At 25.6% G+C, this 21,551-nt stretch carries 15 protein-coding genes; 6 read left to right on the top strand and 9 right to left on the bottom strand.

Going from position 1 to position 21,551, the window contains the following annotated elements:
• Positions 1 to 19: 19 nt before the first annotated feature.
• Together I2A66_RS03235 and I2A66_RS03230 are read right to left on the bottom strand one after the other, a co-directional pair.
• The gene (locus I2A66_RS03235) at positions 20 to 2,731 is read right to left on the bottom strand and encodes an ATP-binding protein (RefSeq protein ID WP_195250941.1); all 2,712 of its coding nucleotides are present in this window, start codon (positions 2,729 to 2,731) and stop codon (positions 20 to 22) included.
• Positions 2,732 to 2,890: 159 nt separating this feature from the next.
• Positions 2,891 to 3,931: a response regulator gene (locus I2A66_RS03230; RefSeq protein WP_147515409.1), complete on the bottom strand. Its 1,041-nt coding sequence runs from the start codon at positions 3,929 to 3,931 to the stop codon at positions 2,891 to 2,893.
• A gap of 220 nt (positions 3,932 to 4,151) precedes the next feature.
• Between I2A66_RS03230 and I2A66_RS03225 the strand changes: the two genes are divergently transcribed.
• The 3 genes from I2A66_RS03225 (at position 4,152) to I2A66_RS03215 (ending at position 7,201) form a co-directional block, all read left to right on the top strand.
• A complete protein-coding gene (locus I2A66_RS03225; protein ID WP_122640040.1) occupies positions 4,152 to 5,261 on the top strand; it encodes an ABC transporter ATP-binding protein in 1,110 nt (369 codons plus the stop codon).
• A 207-nt stretch (positions 5,262 to 5,468) separates the two neighbouring features.
• Positions 5,469 to 6,230 carry a CotA family spore coat protein gene (locus tag I2A66_RS03220; RefSeq protein WP_122640041.1) on the top strand — a complete coding sequence of 254 codons (762 nt, stop codon included), beginning with the start codon at positions 5,469 to 5,471 and terminating at the stop codon, positions 6,228 to 6,230.
• 131 nt (positions 6,231 to 6,361) lie between these two features.
• A complete protein-coding gene (locus tag I2A66_RS03215) occupies positions 6,362 to 7,201 on the top strand; it encodes a CotA family spore coat protein (protein ID WP_122640042.1) in 840 nt (279 codons plus the stop codon).
• A 24-nt stretch (positions 7,202 to 7,225) separates the two neighbouring features.
• Here the strand turns inward: I2A66_RS03215 and I2A66_RS03210 are convergent, their stop codons facing one another.
• Positions 7,226 to 8,836 (bottom strand): hypothetical protein, encoded by a 1,611-nt coding sequence (locus tag I2A66_RS03210; protein ID WP_195250939.1) that lies wholly within the window; start codon positions 8,834 to 8,836, stop codon positions 7,226 to 7,228.
• 84 nt (positions 8,837 to 8,920) lie between these two features.
• On the bottom strand, positions 8,921 to 9,841 hold the full coding sequence (locus I2A66_RS03205) for a hypothetical protein (protein ID WP_122640044.1): 921 nt from the start codon (positions 9,839 to 9,841) through the stop codon (positions 8,921 to 8,923).
• 132 nt (positions 9,842 to 9,973) lie between these two features.
• Here I2A66_RS03205 and I2A66_RS03200 point away from each other — a divergent pair, with 132 nt between their 5' ends.
• Positions 9,974 to 10,969 (top strand): hypothetical protein, encoded by a 996-nt coding sequence (locus I2A66_RS03200; RefSeq protein ID WP_122640045.1) that lies wholly within the window; start codon positions 9,974 to 9,976, stop codon positions 10,967 to 10,969.
• 64 nt (positions 10,970 to 11,033) lie between these two features.
• The gene (locus I2A66_RS03195) at positions 11,034 to 11,798 is read left to right on the top strand and encodes a PucR family transcriptional regulator (protein ID WP_147515411.1); all 765 of its coding nucleotides are present in this window, start codon (positions 11,034 to 11,036) and stop codon (positions 11,796 to 11,798) included.
• A 51-nt stretch (positions 11,799 to 11,849) separates the two neighbouring features.
• Here I2A66_RS03195 and I2A66_RS03190 read toward each other — a convergent pair whose 3' ends face one another.
• The 3 genes from I2A66_RS03190 to I2A66_RS03180 form a co-directional block, all read right to left on the bottom strand.
• Complete coding sequence (locus I2A66_RS03190; RefSeq protein ID WP_122639390.1) at positions 11,850 to 12,398, bottom strand: NADH peroxidase; 549 nt, start codon at positions 12,396 to 12,398, stop codon at positions 11,850 to 11,852.
• A 211-nt stretch (positions 12,399 to 12,609) separates the two neighbouring features.
• Positions 12,610 to 15,036, bottom strand: a complete 2,427-nt coding sequence (locus I2A66_RS03185; protein ID WP_195250937.1) for an FtsX-like permease family protein — start codon at positions 15,034 to 15,036, stop codon at positions 12,610 to 12,612.
• Positions 15,027 to 15,728, bottom strand: a complete 702-nt coding sequence (locus tag I2A66_RS03180) for an ABC transporter ATP-binding protein (protein ID WP_122639392.1) — start codon at positions 15,726 to 15,728, stop codon at positions 15,027 to 15,029. The genes I2A66_RS03185 and I2A66_RS03180 overlap by 10 nt, the downstream gene beginning before the upstream one ends.
• Positions 15,729 to 15,961: 233 nt before the next feature.
• Between I2A66_RS03180 and I2A66_RS03175 the strand changes: the two genes are divergently transcribed.
• Positions 15,962 to 18,109 carry a YhgE/Pip domain-containing protein gene (locus I2A66_RS03175; protein WP_122639393.1) on the top strand — a complete coding sequence of 716 codons (2,148 nt, stop codon included), beginning with the start codon at positions 15,962 to 15,964 and terminating at the stop codon, positions 18,107 to 18,109.
• 47 nt (positions 18,110 to 18,156) lie between these two features.
• On the opposite strand, the gene I2A66_RS03170 is transcribed toward I2A66_RS03175, so the two are convergent.
• Entirely contained in the window at positions 18,157 to 20,784 is a 2,628-nt protein-coding gene (locus I2A66_RS03170) for an ABC transporter permease (protein WP_147515417.1), read from the bottom strand.
• Positions 20,785 to 21,462, bottom strand: coding sequence for an ABC transporter ATP-binding protein (locus tag I2A66_RS03165; RefSeq protein ID WP_122639395.1), 678 nt, complete (start codon positions 21,460 to 21,462; stop codon positions 20,785 to 20,787).
• Between the last annotated feature and the right edge of the window lie 89 nt (positions 21,463 to 21,551).

Here is a 21,551-nt window from a genome sequence, read left to right as displayed (position 1 = left end):
ATTTTATAAAAAAATTTTATTAACTGATTTCTCCTATACACTCTAACGCCTCATCGTATTCGAATATATTTATAAGCTCAAGTGTTTTATCAATAATTTTTTCATATGTATTATCTAGTTTAGTATTCTTAATTTGATTTAAAAGATCAATAGCCATATCAGAATCAAAGTTGTCTAAGGCCTTCTTTATATCTTGTATAGTTTTATTTAACTCATCTTTACTAATTTCTTCTTTATGGTTATAGTAACTATTATCACGTTTATGTCTTAATCTATTAATATTTTCTTCTATGCTATTAAGTATCTTTATATATTCAGCTATAAACTCAGTATTATTATCAAAAATAATATTTATATCGCCAGACTTACTTGCACATTCTAATATTTTTGCTTGTTTTGATAATGCATATGCTCCTATACTATCACTAGAACTTTTTATAGCATGAACTTCAATAGTATATCTTTTTAATTCTTCTCTTGCATAATACTCTAGTTTATCAACTTTCGACTTACCATCTTTTAGAAATACCTTTAAAATATCAATATAATCTTCTATATCAAGACTGTTTTTTTTCATACTCATTTCATGGTCTATTCCATATAAATCTAGTTTAATTATGCTTTTATCTTCTTCTGGTGTATTTTTTACTAATCTACTTTCTCTTGGATGTATTTTAAGTTCCTCTCTAATCCATCTTTTAAGAATGGTATTTAATTTTTTACTATCTATAGGCTTCGATAAAAAATCTTGCATAGAATTAGCTAAAAACATCTCCTTCGCTCCACTTATTGCATTTGCAGTTAATGCTACTATTGGAACTGTTTTGTAGTATTCTCCTGTAAGACTTCTTATAGCTTTAGTAGTATCAATACCATCCATATCTGGCATCATATGATCCATAAATATAATATCATACTTTTTCTTTGTTACCATTTCTAAAGCTTCAAACCCACTAAATGCAGTATCCATTTCCATTTCATACTGCGACATAAATCCACATACAACTTTTAAATTAACAGCATTGTCATCTATTATAAGTATCTTTGCATCTGGAGCTATAAATGATATTTGATTATCACTACAATCTTTTGAATATAATAATGATATATTTTCATCATTTAATATAGATGCTACGGGTAAACAGTAAATAGGTTTTTGAATATATGTAACATTATCTAATATGTGGTATTCTTCTCCTCTATTTATCATGCTTATAAGTTTTACATCCGCATTCATTTTTAATATAAAATCTTTATAATTATCTATAATTTTATATGATGCAAAAACATGACTATATCTATTAGATTTAAGCATGTTCAAGAATATAGAACTTTCACTACAATAATCTGCTTTAAGTTTTAAGCTATCAAATATATATCTTATAGATTCTTTATCACTATATTTTTCTTCATAAACTAATATATTCTTTTCTAAATTATCTCCTTCTACTTGTGCAAAGCCTTTGTAGTTCGTAACTTTTTGAGTAATAGTAAAGCTAAAATTACTACCTTTATCATATGTACTCTCTACTGAAATATTACCTCCCATAAGCTCAACAAGTGATTTTGATATTGCAAGACCAAGACCTGTTCCTTCTATATCTCTATTTCTTCTTGTGTCTACTTGTTTAAAAGATTCAAATAACTTGCATAAATCACCTTGCTTAATTCCTATACCTGTATCTTTTACCGAAACACTTAAACTAACCTTATTATCATTTATTTTACTTGACTCTATTCTTAGCTTTACATATCCTTTTTTAGTGAATTTAATTGCATTATTTACTAAGTTTATTATTATCTGCCTAAGCCTTATCTCATCTCCAAATAATTTATAAGGAATATTTGAATCTACTTCTACTAAGAAATCTATATCCTTCTCATCTATTCTAACAACAGCCATATTAGTAATATCATTTATTATAGATGCAAACTCATATTCATCTTCAACTAATTCTATTTTTCCGGACTCAACTTTAGATATATCAAGAATATCATTTATAATTCCTAAAAGATTTGTACTTGCTGACTTTATATTGTATACATGTTCTCTTACTGTGTCACTTATATCCTCTCTCATAATAAGCTCAACCATTCCAACTATAGCATTCATAGGTGTTCTTATTTCATGACTCATATTGGCTAAAAAATGAGTTTTAGCTTTACCTGCATTCTCAGCCTTTTCCTTCATTTCATAAAATGCAGTTATATCTTTCAATACTATAACAAGATTTTGAAGTTCACCAATTTTATTAGTTGCTGGAGATATGGTAATAGTTGTATATTTAGTAGATCCATCTATTTTACTCTTATATTGAATTTGTCTTTCTATAGTTTCATTATTTTTTAAGCATTCTCTACATAAATCACAAAACTCTTCTCCATTTTTTTTTCCTCTATATTTAGAATATACATCGTATGCATGCTTTCCTTTTAAATTCTCTTTACTTTCATGACCTATCATTTTAAAAAAACTATCACTTGTATAAATAAATCTTAAGTCTGAATCAAGAGCTATAACGCTTTCTTTACAGAACTTTAGAAATAAATTAAAATATTCTAATCGTTCCTCTTTAATTTGCTTTATTTTTTTATCTATTATATCTTTTTCTTTAAAATGAAGTTTTGCATTTTCTATATCTTTTTTTAGTCTTAAGTTTTGTTTTTTGAGTACTTCATTTTCTTTTTTTAGTTTTTCTAATTCTAAGTTTATATCTATAATATCACTCATAATACCTATCCTTTCAATTAAAATAAACAGATAGATATTGTCTCATTGTTATAAAATTTATAAACATTTACCTCACTATCGTATTTTAACACTACTTCTATCTTAGAAACTATATACTTACCCTTACAATACTAGGCTCTATAGTTTAATCATTATAATTTAAAAATTTACTAATTCAAACTTATAATGTATTTTTTCAAATACATCTACAATTTTAGGATCAAATCCTTTACCCTTTCCATCTATTATTAAATTAACGGCCATTTCATGAGAAAATGGCTCCTTATATGGTCTTTTTGTAGTTAAAGCATCATATACATCTGCTATTGCCATAATTCTTGCACTTATTGGTATATCTTCACCTTTTAATCCTTCTGGATAACCAGTACCATCCCATTTTTCATGGTGATAATGTGCCATATCCTTGGCTATATACAAAAAGCTTTCATCTCCTGTTTCATTTATCATTTTTTGCAATGATTGACTTCCAAGTTCAACATGTTTTTTCATATATTCAAACTCATCATTATCTAATGAAGTTGTTTTTAGCAAAGTTGAATCATTTATACCAATTTTACCAATGTCATGAAGTGGAGCTGAACGAACAATATCTTTTATATACTCTGGTGTTAATATATCACTATATAAATCAGCGTCTACAATTTCTTCTGTTAAAAGTCTTACATATTCAGCAGTACGTTTTACATGTCCACCTGTATTTTCATCTCTGCATTCCACTAATTCTTCAAGAGATAGCATCATTACATCTTGTAAATGTTCTATCATTTCAGTTTTTTCAGAAACTTTAGATTCTAATTCTTTCTTATATTCACTAAGTTCTAGGTGCATTTTTACTCTACTTAACATAGATTGTGGTACAAATGGCTTGTTTATAAAATCAACTGCACCTAACTCAATCCCTCGAACTTCACTTTCACTATCAGTAATTGCTGATAAAAATATAACTGGTACGTTTTCTAAATCTTGATTTGCCTTTATATTTTTTATTGTTTCATAACCATCCATGTCTGGCATATTTATATCTAGTAAGATTAAATCTGGCTTGTTTTTACTTAAAAACTTTAGCGTTTGTGCTCCTGAAATCAATAAACTTACTTTATAGTAAGGTTTTAATGTCTTCTCAGCAAATTTTAGGTTAGTTACATTATCATCTATAACTAAAATATGTTTTAATTTCATTTATCTTCCTCAATATCTTTATTTTTTACATTTTTTTACATTCTATAGCACTACTATTATATACTCTATATTTTCATATTTACAACACTTAACTAAAAACATTTGTACATTTTGTACAAATATTTTTAGTTAGTATAAACATTGTTTAGAAAACATTTTCACACTATTATTTAATTATAAAGATTAAGTTAATAATCAAATTTATTAGGGGGAATTAAAAATGTCTAAAGTTACTTTAACAAATATTTGTAAATCTTATAGTAATGGATATAATGCTGTTAAAAATGTTAATATTGATATACAAGATAAGGAGTTTGTAGTGTTAGTTGGACCATCAGGATGTGGTAAATCTACTACACTAAGAATGATTGCTGGACTTGAAGAAATTTCTTCTGGAGAATTACATATAGGAGATAGGTTAGTAAATGATGTTGATCCTAAAGATAGAGATATAGCAATGGTATTCCAAAACTACGCTTTATATCCTCATCTTTCAGTGTACGATAATATGGCATTTGCATTAAAACTAAGAAAAATGCCAAAAGATGAAATAGATAAAAAAGTTAAAGAAGCTGCTAGAATACTAGATCTTGAAAAGGTTTTAGATAGAAAGCCAAAGGCTCTATCTGGTGGACAAAGACAAAGAGTTGCTCTAGGACGTGCAATTGTTAGAAATCCACAAGTTTTCTTAATGGATGAGCCTTTATCAAATCTAGATGCTAAACTTAGAACATCAATGAGAACTGAAATAAGTAAATTACATAAATCTCTTGGAACTACATTTATATATGTAACACATGACCAAGTAGAAGCAATGACAATGGCAGATAGAATAGTTGTTATGAAAGATGGTATAGTTCAACAAATAGCTACACCTCAAGAAATTTATGACCATCCAGCTAATATGTTTGTTGCAGGCTTTATAGGTGCTCCTCAAATGAACTTTATAGATGTTAGATTAGAAGAAAAAAACGGAGAAATATATGCATTTAATGATAACTTAAATATGCATTTAAGCAAAGGTAACTGCCAACCTCTTATAGATAATAACTATATAGGAAAAGAAGTTGTATTGGGTATAAGACCTGAAGATATACATATAGAAGATTTATTCATAGACAACAGTTTAGATACTGTATTTGAAGCAGAAGTTGAATTAAGTGAACTTATGGGCGCTGAAATATATGCTTATTTAAAATTAGGTAATTCTAGTGTTACAGCAAGGTTTGATGGTAGATATAGAGTTAACTACGGTGAAAAAATAAAACTTGCTATGGATAAAAATCATATTCATATTTTTGATAAAGAAACTGAAATGACAATAATTTAATCTATATAAAAAAAGTAAGATATAAACTTTCTACAAATTTATATCTTACTTTTTTTATATAAATTTATTCATTATTATACATTTTTCGACAACAACTTCTTTCTTTATCACTTTTAGTAACAATTTTTTCTAAATTTAATATTATATACTATATAGGAAATCAAAAGACCTATATAGTACAAATTTTTCAAGGAGTCGATATCTATTATGGGTAAAAATTATTGGAGTGAAAGAAGACCTAATTTTAATAAACAGTATGAAGAAGATTATTATAAACCTATGTACATGCCAGATCCACACTTTCAAGACAAGAAAAATAATGACTGTTGTTGCAGTGATGATATGTATGATCTTTTAAAAATACTTGTATGTGATGAATTAAGATCTGGTATTAGTGGTGCTAATTTTGCATTCATTGGTAAGAATTTATTACTTGGTACAACATTAGAGCTTTATACTAATTGGGCTACTTTATTTAATGATAATATTTCTGCTCCATCAGCTAACTTTGATGGTTTTGATAATTGTACTTGTGGATATATTAATGTATCAAGTTCTTCATTAGCATACCCTACAGCTACAAATCCAGATGATGCTGACGATCAACAAATAACTTTGCCAATTGCACAAGTTTCCTTATGTAATCTAGATGCTATTGTCTTTGACTATAACGAAGATGCAACTAATTTTATAGATAATCTAAAAAAAGTACTTGATTGTGATAGCCATGACTGCACTATTCCTCAATGTAAAGATTGTTGTTGTAATGATTCTATACTTAATAAAATTGGCTTTATTACTAATTATATTAATTTAGTTGCTGGATGGTTAGCTTTATATCAAGCTAGATATTTAGGAAGATTTGGAAACGTAGCTGTATTTCAAAATACTTCAGCTAATAGACCTAATAGAATTTACTTTATTTGCTTAGATTCTATCTCTTACTTTGGAACAGGAACAATTAGTTAATAAGTATCTTATTTGACATAAAGCTTAGCTTGTATGTTTTAGGTAGCAAATTTCTTTAAATTTAATATATATAATATATAGGGTTTATAATGCCTATATAATACAAATTTTTTTAAGGAGCGATATATATTATGAGCAAAAATGGTTGGAATGATGAAAAATCTTATAATAAAGAACCAGAAAACTCTTACGAAAGAATACCTATAGGTTCTTATGAAAGAGAACCTGAAAGACAATACTACCAAGATGAATATTATAAAGATGAATATATGAGAAACCCTTATCAAAAAAAAGATGATTGCTGTTGTGAGAAAGACTTTGAAATACTTTTCAATTTATTATTGTGTAATGACAAATTTAGAACTTTATTAGATGCAAATGCTCAATTTGGATTTATAGGTAAAGAATACTTCATAGGTGCTAAACCAGAAGCTGGATTATTAGGTAACCCAGATAATATCGATTTATTACAAGTTAGTGCAGTTAGCTTTGATCCATGTAATTGTGGCTTTATTTCATTACCTAATGGTGGAGCTAATGTATATAGACCTTATGTTCCAGAGCCAATTGGAGAACCCGACTTAAAAGTTGAAAGATTATCTTTATGTAGCTTAGATGCTTTTGGAATTGGTTTTGTTCCTACTCCTGGTGTTGAGGGAACACGTTTATCCAACTATAATGATTTTAAAAAAGCTTTAGATAAATGTATAAACGAACACGATGGTGATTGTGAATTACATGAATGTAAACATACAGATTGTAAAAATTGTTGCTGTAATGAAAGTATATTAAATCAAATTGATTGTTCTATGGGTGGTCTTAATATTACTGCTGGTTGGTTAGCTTTAGCTGGATATGATTATTTTGGAAGAATAGGAGATATAGCTATATTTAATACTAGAAATGCAGGATTATTATCTCCTCGTTTACGTTTTTACTTTGTTTGCTTAAATTCTGTATTTGGATTCTAATAAATAGAATAAATCCCCTTATATTTAATTTATAGGGGGATTGTTTATATTCTTTATCTTTTCTGTAGAGTATATTGTAATTCCTAGTTCTTCATTAACTAGCATAATTCCATTACCAACAAATTCTATAATACCATCTATATTTTCTTCATTTGGATGAAGTACAGCTCTATTACTATATTCTATATTCTCAACAACACTATTACATTTTTTATTTAATAAAACATCTTCTATTACATCCTTTTGTGTCTTATTAGAGTTTACATAATTAATAACATCTGTATTTTTTATATTATTAATTTTAGATACTAAAGTATTTTCAGTATCTTTTATACTCTTAATTGACTCTAAATATTCTTTACTCGTAACAAATGCTGTCTCATCTTCATTTAAAATATTTTTTATTCTTTTATTGGACATTTTTATAACTTCATTCATTGATTTTAATTTATCATCTTTATCCTCTATTACATCTTCATTATATTGAATGTCTAAAGAATTAAAAAAATCATTAGTTTCATAGCTTATATCTTCCATAACTTTACTTATTATATTTTCTTCATTAATATTAATTAATATATTATCTGTAACTTCTGGCATAACAGTTATACTTTTCATAGTAATTGTCAGTGGTTCAAATGTACCATCATCCAGTATAACGCCTATGTAATTTTCTCCAGTAGGATCTAGTACTAATGGTTTATTTACCACCTCCTCTTTATTTATATAATTATTCATTGGAGATATATCTAAAATATTAATTCTTTCTGGCTTAATAAATTGTGTAGACTTATCTATATTACCAACTATATTACTTTTAAAATTTTTATCTATATTTATAATTGCTTTTGATTTACTCTCTGATATATCCTTTATTACTTTAGCTTTATTAGGATTTGATAATATATTCAAATCCTCTAATTGTATATCTGTAACAATATCTAACTCTTCTACTTGTATTGGTTTTGCGACTTCAATTTCTTTAGCTTTATCAGTTAAAACAAGTTTTTCTTCAAATTCTATATTTTTTACTACACTTTCTTTTGTTTCATCTACTGATGATACTACACTACAATCTTCTGATAATATATCAATATCTCCTAATACACTTTCCTTTTTAATATCTATATCTGTCCCATTATTTAACACATCTATATTATCAAAATTATCTATGCAACCAATACTATCTCTTTTTATACCATCAAAAGTTATTGTTTTTATATTTGAATTATTACCTCTTATAAGTGATTCTATTTTTCTATCTTTTAACATACTGTTATTTCTTTTATTATAATTTAAGTTTCTTCCACGATTTTGTTGACTATATTCACTTTTAACACTATCTTTTATTTCATATATTAATCTATCTTTTATTTCTTTATCCATATTAGTATTTAATATCTTTATTTTTATAATATCATCTAATGATATCAATGACTTATCATTTACTACTAACATATTCTTATTAATTTTAGTTTTACCTTTATTATTTGAGTTCCATTTAATTAAACTTTTATTGCCTTCTCTAGTTACTATTTCTAATTCAATAAAAAAATCCTTTCTATTTGCTACTCCATGCATTAGATTTTCTAAGATTATAAGTATCTTAGAAATTGACTTATCATACTTACTCAAAGCAACTCCTCCTAAAAAAATAAATCTCCTTATTATACCTATGTATAAAAAGGAGATTTTATGCTCTATGTTAATTATAAAATATTACTCATAATCACAGATTGAATCTATATTTCCATCATTACAAATTACTTTTCTTGGATTTGTATAAACTATTAATTCATCTTTTACTGTGGCATATATTTTTTTAGTTATCAATAATGTTGAGAATGCATCTGCATAAAATTCTCTTGCATTTCTATTTTTATAAGGTTCACAATATGTTTGTGTTGCTCTTATACAATCTATTGAGAAACATCCATCATACATTACTTGAAAATCAACTCTATTTTTACCACAAGGTAAACATATATTACCAAATAAATCTACTTCTTTAAATCCAAATCCTTCACTTAATTTTCCAGTAAATTCTGTACTTTCTGCTCTAAATGGTTCACATCCTATTTTTCCTTTAACTATTACTTTAGCTTTGCATATATAGAATTTTAAACAATCTTCCCCAATTAATACTTTTTCTCCTTCATACCCACAACAGTCTATATCTAGCATCTTACTTCCTTTGTAAATATTATATACTTTTGTATCACAAACTTCTCCATTGACTTCAAGGTTAAACTTACAAGTTTCTGATCCATTACAAGCTCGTAGCTCTATCTCATTTTCTAGACTATCAATTCTTGATTCTATCTCTTGGTCTATTAACCCTATACATTTATATTTTACGAAAGTTTTTTCTATGCAAATTTTTTCACCTTGTTTATAATCCCCTTTAGATGTTATAGTAAACTTAATATCTTTTAAAAACTTTCTTTGCTTATCTTCAAGAAATACACAGTCATATATTCTATCACATAAAACTGGTATACACTTTGCTGTACTTACATCTAAAGGCTCTTCATCTTGGTTACAACATTCCATTGGATGCTTGTCGTTTACATTTTTGTATTTATTGCAATCACATCCATAATTATCTGGACAAATGTTATTATATTCCATATCGTTCATAAATAACACACTCCTGTCTATTTTTTAGAAAAGACTCCATTCTCTCCTTATTAAAATATATGACTAAAATAGGTTCATGTTACCATATTAGTAACATATTAATTAATATAACTATTTAATCGGAGGAAAATTATGTCTTTTATTGATAAAACTGAAATACTAATTGAAAGTTCTAAAGGTGAGTTAAATCTATTTACATTTGATGATAATATTATATACACTTCTATAGATTTAAGTTCCAGTAAAGAACAATCTCATACTATATTAGATGGTGAATTTTCATTTATTGATATTTGCTTAGATATAACTCATGATGACACTATATATGGAATTATAAATAATAAAGCTGGTAAACTTCTTAAATTAAATATCTCCAATGGAATTATTAATACTGATTCTATTCTTAAGTATGACTTTATAAATTTTATGATTAAATTTGTTTATATAAAATATGTATTCAATGATAATCATATATTTTATTATTCTATAAATAAAAAACATCCTTATTCTGCTTACTTAATACATATATATAATTCAGATAAATTATCTAAGAAAAGTAGGATTGATATTATTAATTATGATATAATGACTAATTTTATTGTAATATTCAATAAAGATATACCTAGCATATTTTATTTCAAGCTTGTAAATGGATTTGAAGAACTTTTTGTATCTACTTTTGATTTTAATCTTCTTAAATGGTCTTTCCCAGTACAAATAACTAATTCAAAGAAAAGTAAAATTTATTTATCTGCTTTAATTGATGATAGTGGAATCTATCATATTACTTTTTCAGAAAAAAATTCAGGCAAATATTTCTGTACTTATTTAAAAGGTCAATTAAAATATAGATCATTTAAAATTTATAATCAGCAATTATTAAGTAAGGATCCCATGTGTGCTTTCCCTAGTATATTTAAATATAAATCAAAATTATATATAAAATGGATTGAGTATTTTAACTTATACGAATGTATTTCTTATGATTCTGGTAATACTTGGACCACTCCAAATGTAGACTTAGTTTCATCTAATGATCCCTTTTTAAGATATCAATATCATTCTAATAGTAAACATTTTAATGGTTCTGATGTTTTTGGTCTAAAAGATGGTAGTATCATATTATAATAAATGATATATTAAAGTAAGGTAGTTAACCTTACTTTTTATATTTTTTGGGGGAGGGATTATAATGATAGACTTAGAGAGTTTTATTGAAAAAGAAATAAATAAAAAGGTAAGTATATTTGAATATAAAAATCAAAAATTAAAAGAAGGACAAGAGTTAATTACATTTAAAAATAACTTATACATTATTGAAATTAATAGTGATAGTATAAATTTAGATCCTAATGGATACTTTTATTTAATTTACCAAGTTAATTTAGATTTTAATATTTTAAGTAATATTTTTCATAACTTATATGAAGATATTACTATATTACAATATCAAAAACATTTATTAATACGTTCAAAATTACCACTAACAATAAATAATGATACAAGTGAAATAATAGAATCAGAAACTTATTGTAATACTTATATTTTTCAATTAGATAAAATCAATAATATTCAAGAATTAGATTTTAAAATAAACTTATTTAATGAACTATTTCCTATAATATTAAAAAGTAATCCATCTAATAAGTTTATTACATCTAAAGATTTAATTTTACAAAAAAATATATCAACATTATGTAAAGATAAATTATTATATTATTTTATGAATTTTGATAAGATAAAAAATATTGATGAAAGTTTACTACATACAGGAATTAAATTTATTGAAAACGATTTAAATATATCAAAAACTTCTTCATCATTATTTTTACATAGAAATACACTTATATATAGATTAGATAAAATTAAGGAATTACTTGATTTAGATTTAAAAAATTTTAAGGATGCAATGATATTTTATTTAAGTATAAATAGTTATTTTTTGTCCAAAAATTAAAAATAAAAAAGTAACATACTCAATAAATATAAGTATGTTACTTTTTTATTTTTATTTATTTTCAAAATATCTATTTAATAATCCTAAAAACGCTTTACCATGTCTAGCTTCATCTTTACACATTTCATGTACAGAATCATGAATTGCATCAAGTCCTAATTCCTTAGCCTTTTTAGCTAACTTTAACTTACCTTCTGCTGCTCCATATTCTGCTTCTACTCTAGCTTTTAAATTATTTCTAGTACTTGCTTCAACTACTTCACCTAACATTTCTGCAAATCTACTTGCATGGTCAGCTTCTTCATAAGCAATTCTTGAATATGCTTCAGCTACTTCTGGATAGCCTTCTCTATCAGCTTGTCTACTCATAGCTAAATACATTCCGACTTCTGTACATTCACCCATAAAATTAGCTCTTAATCCTTCTAGTATTTCATCATCTAACCCTTGTCCAACTCCTATTCTATGTTCATCAGCCCATTTTAATTCACCTTTCATTTCTTCAAACTTATCTGGACCAACTCCACATACTGGACATTTTGTAGGTGGTGCATCTCCTTCATAAATGTATCCACATACTGTACAAACCCATTTTTTCATCTTATTAGTACCTCCTTAAAATATGTATCTACTTTATGTATTTCATATAATTAAATAGAAAAATCATACTTATATTATTAGTAATAATTTTACTAATTATACTAAAGTGATTCTACCATTTAAATTTAATAACTCGTATAATCTTCAAAATTAAAATGGCTATAATCGTAATTCTTTGATTATAGCCATTAATTTCTTATAATTTATCTTATTATCTATATTCTTTTAATACTTCTTGAAGTGAAACTTTATCTATTCTTTTCTTTGCTGCAAATGTGCCAGAAAAAAATATAATTATTATAACTAGTAATCCTGATACTAAGTGGCTTATCTTAAATTCAAATGGCATAACAATGCCAAATTCTTTGCCCATATAACCTATGATATAGTCAAAACCTACCACAGTAATATATGTACTTATAAAATATGAAATTATTGCATGCAATAGATAACTGTTTAAAATCATAGAGTTAACTTCTTTTTTAGAATATCCCATTACTTTTAATAATGAAATATTATAATAATTGTCTTCAGTAGTTAAGGTAGTAAGAATATAAAGAACTAATACTCCTATAAAAATACCAAATCCAATCATTATATAAACTGCAATCTCAACATATTTTTGCATTAATTTACTTTGACTTATTATATCATTTTTATTTATTACACTTATATAATTGGATTCATCCAAATTAGATTTTGAGTATACCCCATTAAAGTAAGTTTTATTTATTCCTAAATTTAAATCTTTTTTGTAGGTAATAATATGCTCTATGTCTTCTAGCCTCCAATAAATAGTTTCATTACCATAATCTTTTGATATATTTGATACAATTCTTTTTATTCGTTGGTTATTTATTTCAATTTCTATTATGTCATCCTTTTTTATATTGTAAATTTTACTGAAACTTTTATTTATAATTACTCCCTTCTCTAAATCCTTCGTTATATCCTTATATTTCTTATCATATAACTTATGAAGTTTATTATCTGGTGAAATTCCTTTTATATTAATAACATTGCCTTTATATTTTATACTTTCTATACTTATAAATTGTTCTTCATCTTCTTTTAAAGAAGGTAATCCCTTTGTAAAATCTACATATCCTTCATATACATAATCTACATCATTATAATAATCAGTTGTCATTTTTTCGAAAAATCCTATCATCATAAAGCTCATTATTATAAGCATTGATGATAAGAATATACCTATAAAAAATACTACAAATTTGCTAGTATTATTAAATATAAAAGAGTATTTGAACTTATTTTTTGCTGAACAATTTTTAAGTAATATATTACTAATCTTATTTAATTTACTTACCTTTTCTATATTATTTTCTTTAAGTAAATTTATAACTTTTTTAGATAACAATTTCTTTATTATAATATATGAAAGAAGTAAAATTATTAACATTGGTATAATTACTGATGTAGCTAGTATAAACAAATTACTTTTTATAGGTGCATCTGGAATCAAATAAAAATCTAAATAAAAGTCTTTCATTTTTGAAGATGCATACACTCCTCCAATATAACCTATAATTAACATTGGAAGTGATACTATTATAAGTATAATTAAGTATGGAATTAATATACAATTTTCTGAATATCCTATTGACTTTAATAATCCAATTTGAGATTTTTCATTTCTAATAATTTTATAAATTAAAATTAAGACTATCATAACAGCAATAATAAGCATAATTACACTTAGTATGATAGTTATTTCTTGACCAGATTTAACTTCTTCGTATATCGCTCCACTTCTTATTTGATTTTTAGTTGATATTATATTTGTTATAAAGTCCAAATCTTTATTCTCAGTAAATGTAGCTACTACTTTTTTATCAAATTTATTCATTATACTTCCATAGTTTTTGTTATACTCTTTTTTCACAACACCAGATAAATAAATCTCTTCTTTACTACTTATATTTTCAAACTCATTATCAACAACAAGAGCCGGTGTAATTTTTGAGTTATCTATTATAAAATCCGATCCATTTATTGGTAATGTCATATCTGGAAATAAAACATATCCTGTAATTTTGTATAGATTTTTATTAACTTGTATACTATCTCCTATATTTAAATTATTTTTATTTGCATAAATTTTACTAACTGCAATTTCATTGTTACTTTTAGGTTTATCTCCTTCTTCTATGTATGATAAATTTATACTTTCTCCATCTTTAATGAATGTAATTTTATTGCCTTCACCTTTATATGTAAAATTAACCTCTTTATATTTTCTTAATTCTAATTCAAAGTCTTTGTAAGTATCTTCAAATCTCTTAATTCTATTATCTAAAATTTTATTATATAGTTGTTTATTCTTATTTTTTATATCATTTAAGCTATATGTAAGCATGTTATTTACAGTAGATTTTTCTTTTTCATTTAATAAATCTATGTCTGAGCTAGTAATTCCATCTACAATATTTATAGAAAAGTCCTCTTGATTATATTCTTTTACAAACTTTTCAAAAGGATCCTTCATACTATTTAATGTGTAAAACATTGTTGTATATAAAAATGAACTAATTCCAATTATAATTCCAATAGCTAAGAGCTGTAATCTTTTTTTCTTAAAAATATTTAATGTATTCTTTAAAAGGATTCTTAAGCCCATAATATTTCACTTGCCTTTCTTTTTTCTTCATTCTTTATAACCTCTACAATCTTACCTGAGTTCATTTTTATTATTGTATCGGCCATATATGATATGTTTGTATTATGGGTTATTAAAATAGTTGTAGTATTTAAGTTATTATTCATAACTTGAATAATATTTAATATTTGTTTTCCTGTTTTTTCATCTAGTGCACCTGTTGGTTCATCACAAAACATTATCTTTGGATTTTTAGCAATACTTCTTGCTATAGATACCCTCTGTTGCTCTCCTCCTGATAATTGATATGGATATTTATCTTTGTCTTCATACATTGATACTGACTTTAGTACCTCATCAATCCCAAGTGAATCTTTGCTAACTGCACTACCTATTTCAACATTTTCTCTTACAGTAAGATTTTGTAATAAGTTATACTGCTGAAATATAAATCCTAAATAATCTCTTCTAAATTTAGTCAACTGCTTTTCATTATAATCACTAATTTTAGTATCATTAAAATAAATCTCACCTTCACTTGGACTATCTAATCCGCTTATTACATTTAATAAGGTACTTTTCCCACTACCACTAGGACCTAATATAACTACAAACTCTCCATCTTTTATTTCTAGGTTAATATTTTTCAATGCTACGGTTTCAACTTCTCCACTTTTATAAATTTTACTAATATTTTTTAATACAATACTCATGTTTTTCCCCCAATCTGAATGGATATTAACCATATCAATTAAATATTAATTATGACCCTATAAAAAGTCTACTTTTTACATAAAATAAAATCATGTAAATAACAAGAATTTGCGTCACTTTTTTACTTTTATCTATATTTCACTTGTCTTTTATTGTCAAAAATAAATGATTGTTATATTATATTTTTAAATAACATTCTGAATTTATAATAATATGTCGGAGGTATAACTATATGAAAAATATATTAAAAATCTTAAAAAAAGATTTTAGCAATGTATTTACCAACTTTGCATTATTAATTGTTATAGTTGGCTTATCAATTTTACCATCTTTATATGCTTGGTTTAATATAAAAGCATCTTGGGATCCTTATGGTAATACAGGTAATATAAAAGTTGCTGTTATCAATGAGGATAAGGGTAGCTCTGTATTAAATAAGGATGTTAATTTAGGTGATCAAGTAGTCGAAAAATTAAAAGATAACGATGCACTTGGATGGCAATTTGTTGACAAAGCTACAGCTTTAAAAGGCGTTGAAACCGGTAAGTATTATGCATCAATAGAAATTCCATCTAATTTTTCACAAAATTTAACTTCTTTAGTTAGGGAAGATGTTAAAAAAGGTGAAATAATCTATACTGTTAATGAGAAAATAAATGCTATTGCTCCAAAAATTACAGATAAAGGAGCTACCTCAATTCAACTTGAGGTAAATCAAACAGTTGTAAAAACAGTAAGCGAAGTAATGTTTGAAGCTCTTAATGATATTGGTGTAACACTAGAGACAGAACTTCCAAAGTTAAATAAAATTGAAACTTCTCTTATTGAAGTTCAAAATAAGTTTAAAAATATTGATAAAACTATTGACTTAGCATCTGATGCTACAAGTCAAATTTCTGATATTGTCAAAGAACTTCAAAAAGATATGCCATTAATTCAAACTACACTAACTAATTCTGTTGGATTAGCTGATGATGTAAAATCATTTTTAAATGATACACAATCAAGTGTTAATAGCATTGCTCCAGTTATAAAAAGTGATCTAGAAATAATAAATAGCGTATCATCCTCTGCAATATCTGCTGTATCTGATATAATAGATGCAATAAACAAAGGGTACGATAATGCTCCAGAATTAATAGATAGTTTATCTAATAAACTTTCAAATTTATCTTCTACAACAAGTACTTTGACTAGTTTCTTAAATAAACTTAATAAACTAGTCCCTGGAAATCAACTTGGTGGTGTAATTACTCAATTAGAAAGTATTAATACTAAATTAAATGCTGCTACTAGTAGCTTAAATGCTATAAAAGATCAGTTAGCTAATGGACAAACTCCATCTTTACCTAATTTAAATGGTATATTAAAAGTAGTCAAAGATATTAATAGCATTACATCAAATATAATAAATAACTTTGACTCAAAAATAACTACTCCTATAAATAATATATTTGATGAAGGTACTACAGTTGCTAATAATATTTTAGATGTTTTAAATTCTGCTGAAAATAAGCTTCCTAAAGTAAATAATATTCTATCAACTGCTCTAGAATTCTCAGGAAGTGCAGATGAAACTGTAGATTTTATAAAAGAAAAAATACCAATGGCTAAAAATATTATAAATGAATTAGTTGATGCTGTATCTAAAGTAAATAATAGTGAGGATATGAAAGAACTAATATCTTTATTGAAAAATGATATAACAACTCGTTCAGATTTCTTAAAAGAACCAGTTGAAATAGTAACAAACAGTTTATATCCAGTTGCAAACTATGGATCTGCTATGACACCATTTTATACTGTACTTTCTTTATGGGTAGGAATATTATTACTTTGCTCCTTACTTTCAACAGAAGTACATGGTGAGTATAAACCTTATGAAGTTTACTTTGGTAGAGGACTTACATTCCTTACTATAGCACTATTACAAGCACTTATAGTAAGTTTAGGTGATATATTCATTTTAAAAGTAACTATGACTAATCCATTGTTATTTGTTTTAGTTTCATTACTTACTTCATTTGTGTTTACTTTTATAGTTTATTCATTGTGTTCTCTATTTGGAAATGTTGGTAAGGCTATAGCTGTTATTTTACTAGTTATACAAGTTGCAGGTTCTGGAGGAACATTCCCTATTCAGGTTACACCAAAGTTTTTCCAAGCTGTAAATCCATTACTTCCATTTACTTATGCAATATCAGCTCAAAGAGAAGCTGTTGCTGGTGTTTATATGCCAAATTTAAATAAGGATATTATTGCTTTATTAATATTCTTTGCTATATTTACTATACTTAGTGTTATCTTCAAAGGTCCTATAAATAGAGTAACTAAAAAGTTTAATGATAAACTTTCAGATAGTGGTTTAATTGGACATTAATATAAAAAAAGGAGTATAAATTAATTTATACTCCTTTTTTTATTCAATTATATACTTTCCTGCCTAATGTTTTCTATTATATTTTCTTTGTTTATCTTAGACATTGGTATATAAGAAGCAATAAATGTTATAACAAATATTCCTACAAAGCATATACCTACAGCACCCCAAGGAAGAATCATACCAACATCTATAACATCTCCAAGTGTTTTATTCATAAGTATATCTATTCCAAGCCCTATTGGAACTCCATATAATAATGCTAATACTCCATACAGTAAGCCTTCTAAATATATCATTTTGTTAAATCCTCTAGGTGTTACACCTATTGATTTAATTATAGCCAGTTCTCTTTTTCTTAAATTTATATTTGTACTTATTGTATTTACTATATTAGTTATACTTACTAATGATATAACAACTACAAATCCATATACAAATACTTTTATTGCCATTGCTGACTCTTCCATCTCTTTAGCATATTCAAGTTCATCGTTAACATTATATCCATTATTTTCTGCTAATGCTTTTATAAGATCTCTACTTTCTTCATTTTTATTTGTAGATATATAAACCATACTTTTATCTATATCAAACCCTAATTTTTCTCCTACTTCATCATAAGTTATAAAATCAATTCCCATATGAGTTGATGATAAATTTCCTGGAAGTAAGTCTTCTGTAGTAGCTAGTACTTTTAATTTAATTGGTGTTTTTATTTCTTCACCAGTATTTTCATCATAACTTACTTCATAAATATCTATAGTATCACCGACTTTGTAATTAGTTAAAGAAACATCACCTTTTTTACCTGGTTCTTCATAATAACTTTTATTTCTAAGTATTATACCATTTTCATTTATAGCTCTTTCTTTATCAATACTTCCACTAGTAAGATTTAATTTACCTATAGCATAATCTCCAGGGAACATAATGTGATTATTTAAGAAATCATATATAAATTCATTATTTTTCTCTTCAAATTCGAAATATTTACTTACTAAATCTTTATAAATTTCATCTATATTACTTTCTTTTATATATGTTCCCACTGCATAATAATTGTTAATGCTAAAATTCTCAATTCCATTTATATTTCTTAAGTCATTAATTAAATTATTATCTTCTACTTCTCCATTTTTATATAGATTCATATCATAATTCATTTGACCTGTATGAATTTCATTTGATCTTACAAATAACTCCATAAATCCACTAAATGATATAAATATAACTACACTTATTATTAAAGAAAATAAAGTTATTCTAAATTTCTTTTTATTTCTTCTTAAATTCTTATATGCAAGAACTCCTTCAGCCTTAAATAATAGTTTAATAATTTTGGAATCTTTAACTTTTCCTAATTTCAAATTACTACTATTTTTTATAGCTTCAAGAGGAGAAGTTTTTGCTGCACTCATTGCTGGAAGTATTGCTGATACAAATATTGTAATCATCACTATAATTGAACTTCCTATAATTATATATGGTTTATAGACCACTCTTAAGTTCATCTGTGCTATAAATGAATTTTTAAATAAACTTTGTATACATTTAAATACTAAATCTATTGCTAAACTACCACAAATTATCCCTATTGGTATAGCTATTATACTAACTATAAGCGCTTCTATAAATACTAATTTCATAACCTGGTATTTTGTAGCACCTATAGAGTTAAGTACTCCAAACTGTTTTTTACGTTCGCTAATAGATATACTAAAAGCATTATATACAGTTGCAATTGTACATACAACTACTAGAATTGTAACAATTGACATTATCATATATATAGTGTTATTTATATGTGTATATGCACTTGCACCTTGTATTCTTAATAAATGTTCATTAAATGATAAGTTTTCATAAAATACACCTTTATCACTAGAATAATATAATGAATCACTTTCATATACATTTTCTTCATTTACGATATCTTCTTTAAAACCTAAATTTTTAGATATTTTAGAGGCTATATCATATATTTCTGAAGGCTTATTAGCGCATATAGATACATTTATATCTTTATTTTTAGGCAACTTATTTATATCTAGGTGAGTTATTGCCGTAACTACACCATTTCCATTATACTCAAATCCTGGTCTTTCTATAATGCCAACAATTTTAAAGTTTTTACTTTCTAATTCAACTAATTTTTCCCCTTGTTCTGGTGAATAATAACCTGATACATTATCTCCATCTTTAGATTCTCTTTTTCCTATTTGAAGTTTTATAGTATCTCCTATATTTTTATTAACTAAGGAATATGCCGATTCACTAAGTACTATTTCATTTTCATTTATTGGAAGCTTACCTTCTTTTAAATTAATTTGATATCCCTCAAACGATTCATTATCATAACTTTTAACTCGAATTAAGCTATTATCATTATTTTTTATCTTAGAATATCCTAAATTATCACTTAAAGCTGATTTAGAAATTCCTGCTGACTTTGTTATAGTATCTATATCATCCTTTTTTATATCATAAAATGTAGCATGGAATGCACCATCATTAGATATAGTCTCTCTAATTTGATAATCCATAAAACTTTCAAATATATTTCCAATCCCACAAATAAGTGCAGTTGAAAGTATTATTCCTATTATAGTAACTATTGTTCTCTTCTTATTTTCTTTTAAATATCTTATGGTTAGAGATGTATATAAGTTCATTTATATCACCTCATCTTGTTTTATTATTCCATCTTCTATTGTTATCACTCTATCTGCTTGTAAAGCAATATTAGTATCATGAGTTATCATTATTAAAGTTTGATTATATTTCTTTACTGATAGCTTTAATAGCTCAAGCACTTCTTTAGAATTTTTACTATCTAAGTTTCCTGTTGGTTCATCTGCTAAAACTATAGATGGTCTATTAATCAAAGCTCTTCCTATAGATGTTCTTTGTTGTTGCCCTCCACTTAATTCGTTCGGAAGATGGTTTTCTCTTTCTTTTAGTCCTAAAGTTTTTAATAAGTCATCTAAGTATTCTTTTTCTATTTTTCTATTATCTAATTCTGCAGGAAGTAATATATTTTCCTTTACGCTAAGTACTGGTATTAAATTATAAAATTGATATATAAGACCTACATTTCTTCTTCTAAATATAGACAAATCTTTCTCTTTTAAAGTATATATATCTACATTATTTATATAAACATTACCACTAGTTGGCTTGTCTACTCCTCCTAATAAATGTAATAATGTACTTTTTCCACTACCACTTGGTCCTACTATTGCAATAAATTCACCTTTATTTATTGACAAATTTACATTTTTTAAGGCATCTACTTTTGCCTCGCCTTTGCCGTAACTTTTAGCTAGATTCTCTACTTTCAAAATTTCCATATTATCCTCCATAATTGTTATATCTTTATTTAAATTTCTTCTTAAATTCAAACTCAAATCTATACTTTATAGTTTAGAACTTAAGCCTT

It is taken from the genome of Romboutsia sp. 1001713B170207_170306_H8 (genome assembly GCF_015550495.1).
GTDB lineage: Bacteria > Bacillota > Clostridia > Peptostreptococcales > Peptostreptococcaceae > Romboutsia_E.
This window is presented reverse-complemented; position numbering and strand designations above follow the sequence as displayed.

Coding starts and splice junctions, on each gene's coding strand:
- I2A66_RS03195 (WP_147515411.1), top strand. CDS start 11,034: ATGATAGACTTAGAGAGTTTTATTGAAAAAGAAATAAATAAAAAGGTA.
- I2A66_RS03235 (WP_195250941.1), bottom strand. CDS start 2,731: ATGAGTGATATTATAGATATAAACTTAGAATTAGAAAAACTAAAAAAA.
- I2A66_RS03170 (WP_147515417.1), bottom strand. CDS start 20,784: ATGAACTTATATACATCTCTAACCATAAGATATTTAAAAGAAAATAAG.
- I2A66_RS03175 (WP_122639393.1), top strand. CDS start 15,962: ATGAAAAATATATTAAAAATCTTAAAAAAAGATTTTAGCAATGTATTT.
- I2A66_RS03225 (WP_122640040.1), top strand. CDS start 4,152: ATGTCTAAAGTTACTTTAACAAATATTTGTAAATCTTATAGTAATGGA.
- I2A66_RS03200 (WP_122640045.1), top strand. CDS start 9,974: ATGTCTTTTATTGATAAAACTGAAATACTAATTGAAAGTTCTAAAGGT.
- I2A66_RS03220 (WP_122640041.1), top strand. CDS start 5,469: ATGGGTAAAAATTATTGGAGTGAAAGAAGACCTAATTTTAATAAACAG.
- I2A66_RS03230 (WP_147515409.1), bottom strand. CDS start 3,931: ATGAAATTAAAACATATTTTAGTTATAGATGATAATGTAACTAACCTA.
- I2A66_RS03205 (WP_122640044.1), bottom strand. CDS start 9,841: ATGAACGATATGGAATATAATAACATTTGTCCAGATAATTATGGATGT.
- I2A66_RS03185 (WP_195250937.1), bottom strand. CDS start 15,036: ATGGGCTTAAGAATCCTTTTAAAGAATACATTAAATATTTTTAAGAAA.
- I2A66_RS03180 (WP_122639392.1), bottom strand. CDS start 15,728: ATGAGTATTGTATTAAAAAATATTAGTAAAATTTATAAAAGTGGAGAA.
- I2A66_RS03165 (WP_122639395.1), bottom strand. CDS start 21,462: ATGGAAATTTTGAAAGTAGAGAATCTAGCTAAAAGTTACGGCAAAGGC.
- I2A66_RS03190 (WP_122639390.1), bottom strand. CDS start 12,398: ATGAAAAAATGGGTTTGTACAGTATGTGGATACATTTATGAAGGAGAT.
- I2A66_RS03215 (WP_122640042.1), top strand. CDS start 6,362: ATGAGCAAAAATGGTTGGAATGATGAAAAATCTTATAATAAAGAACCA.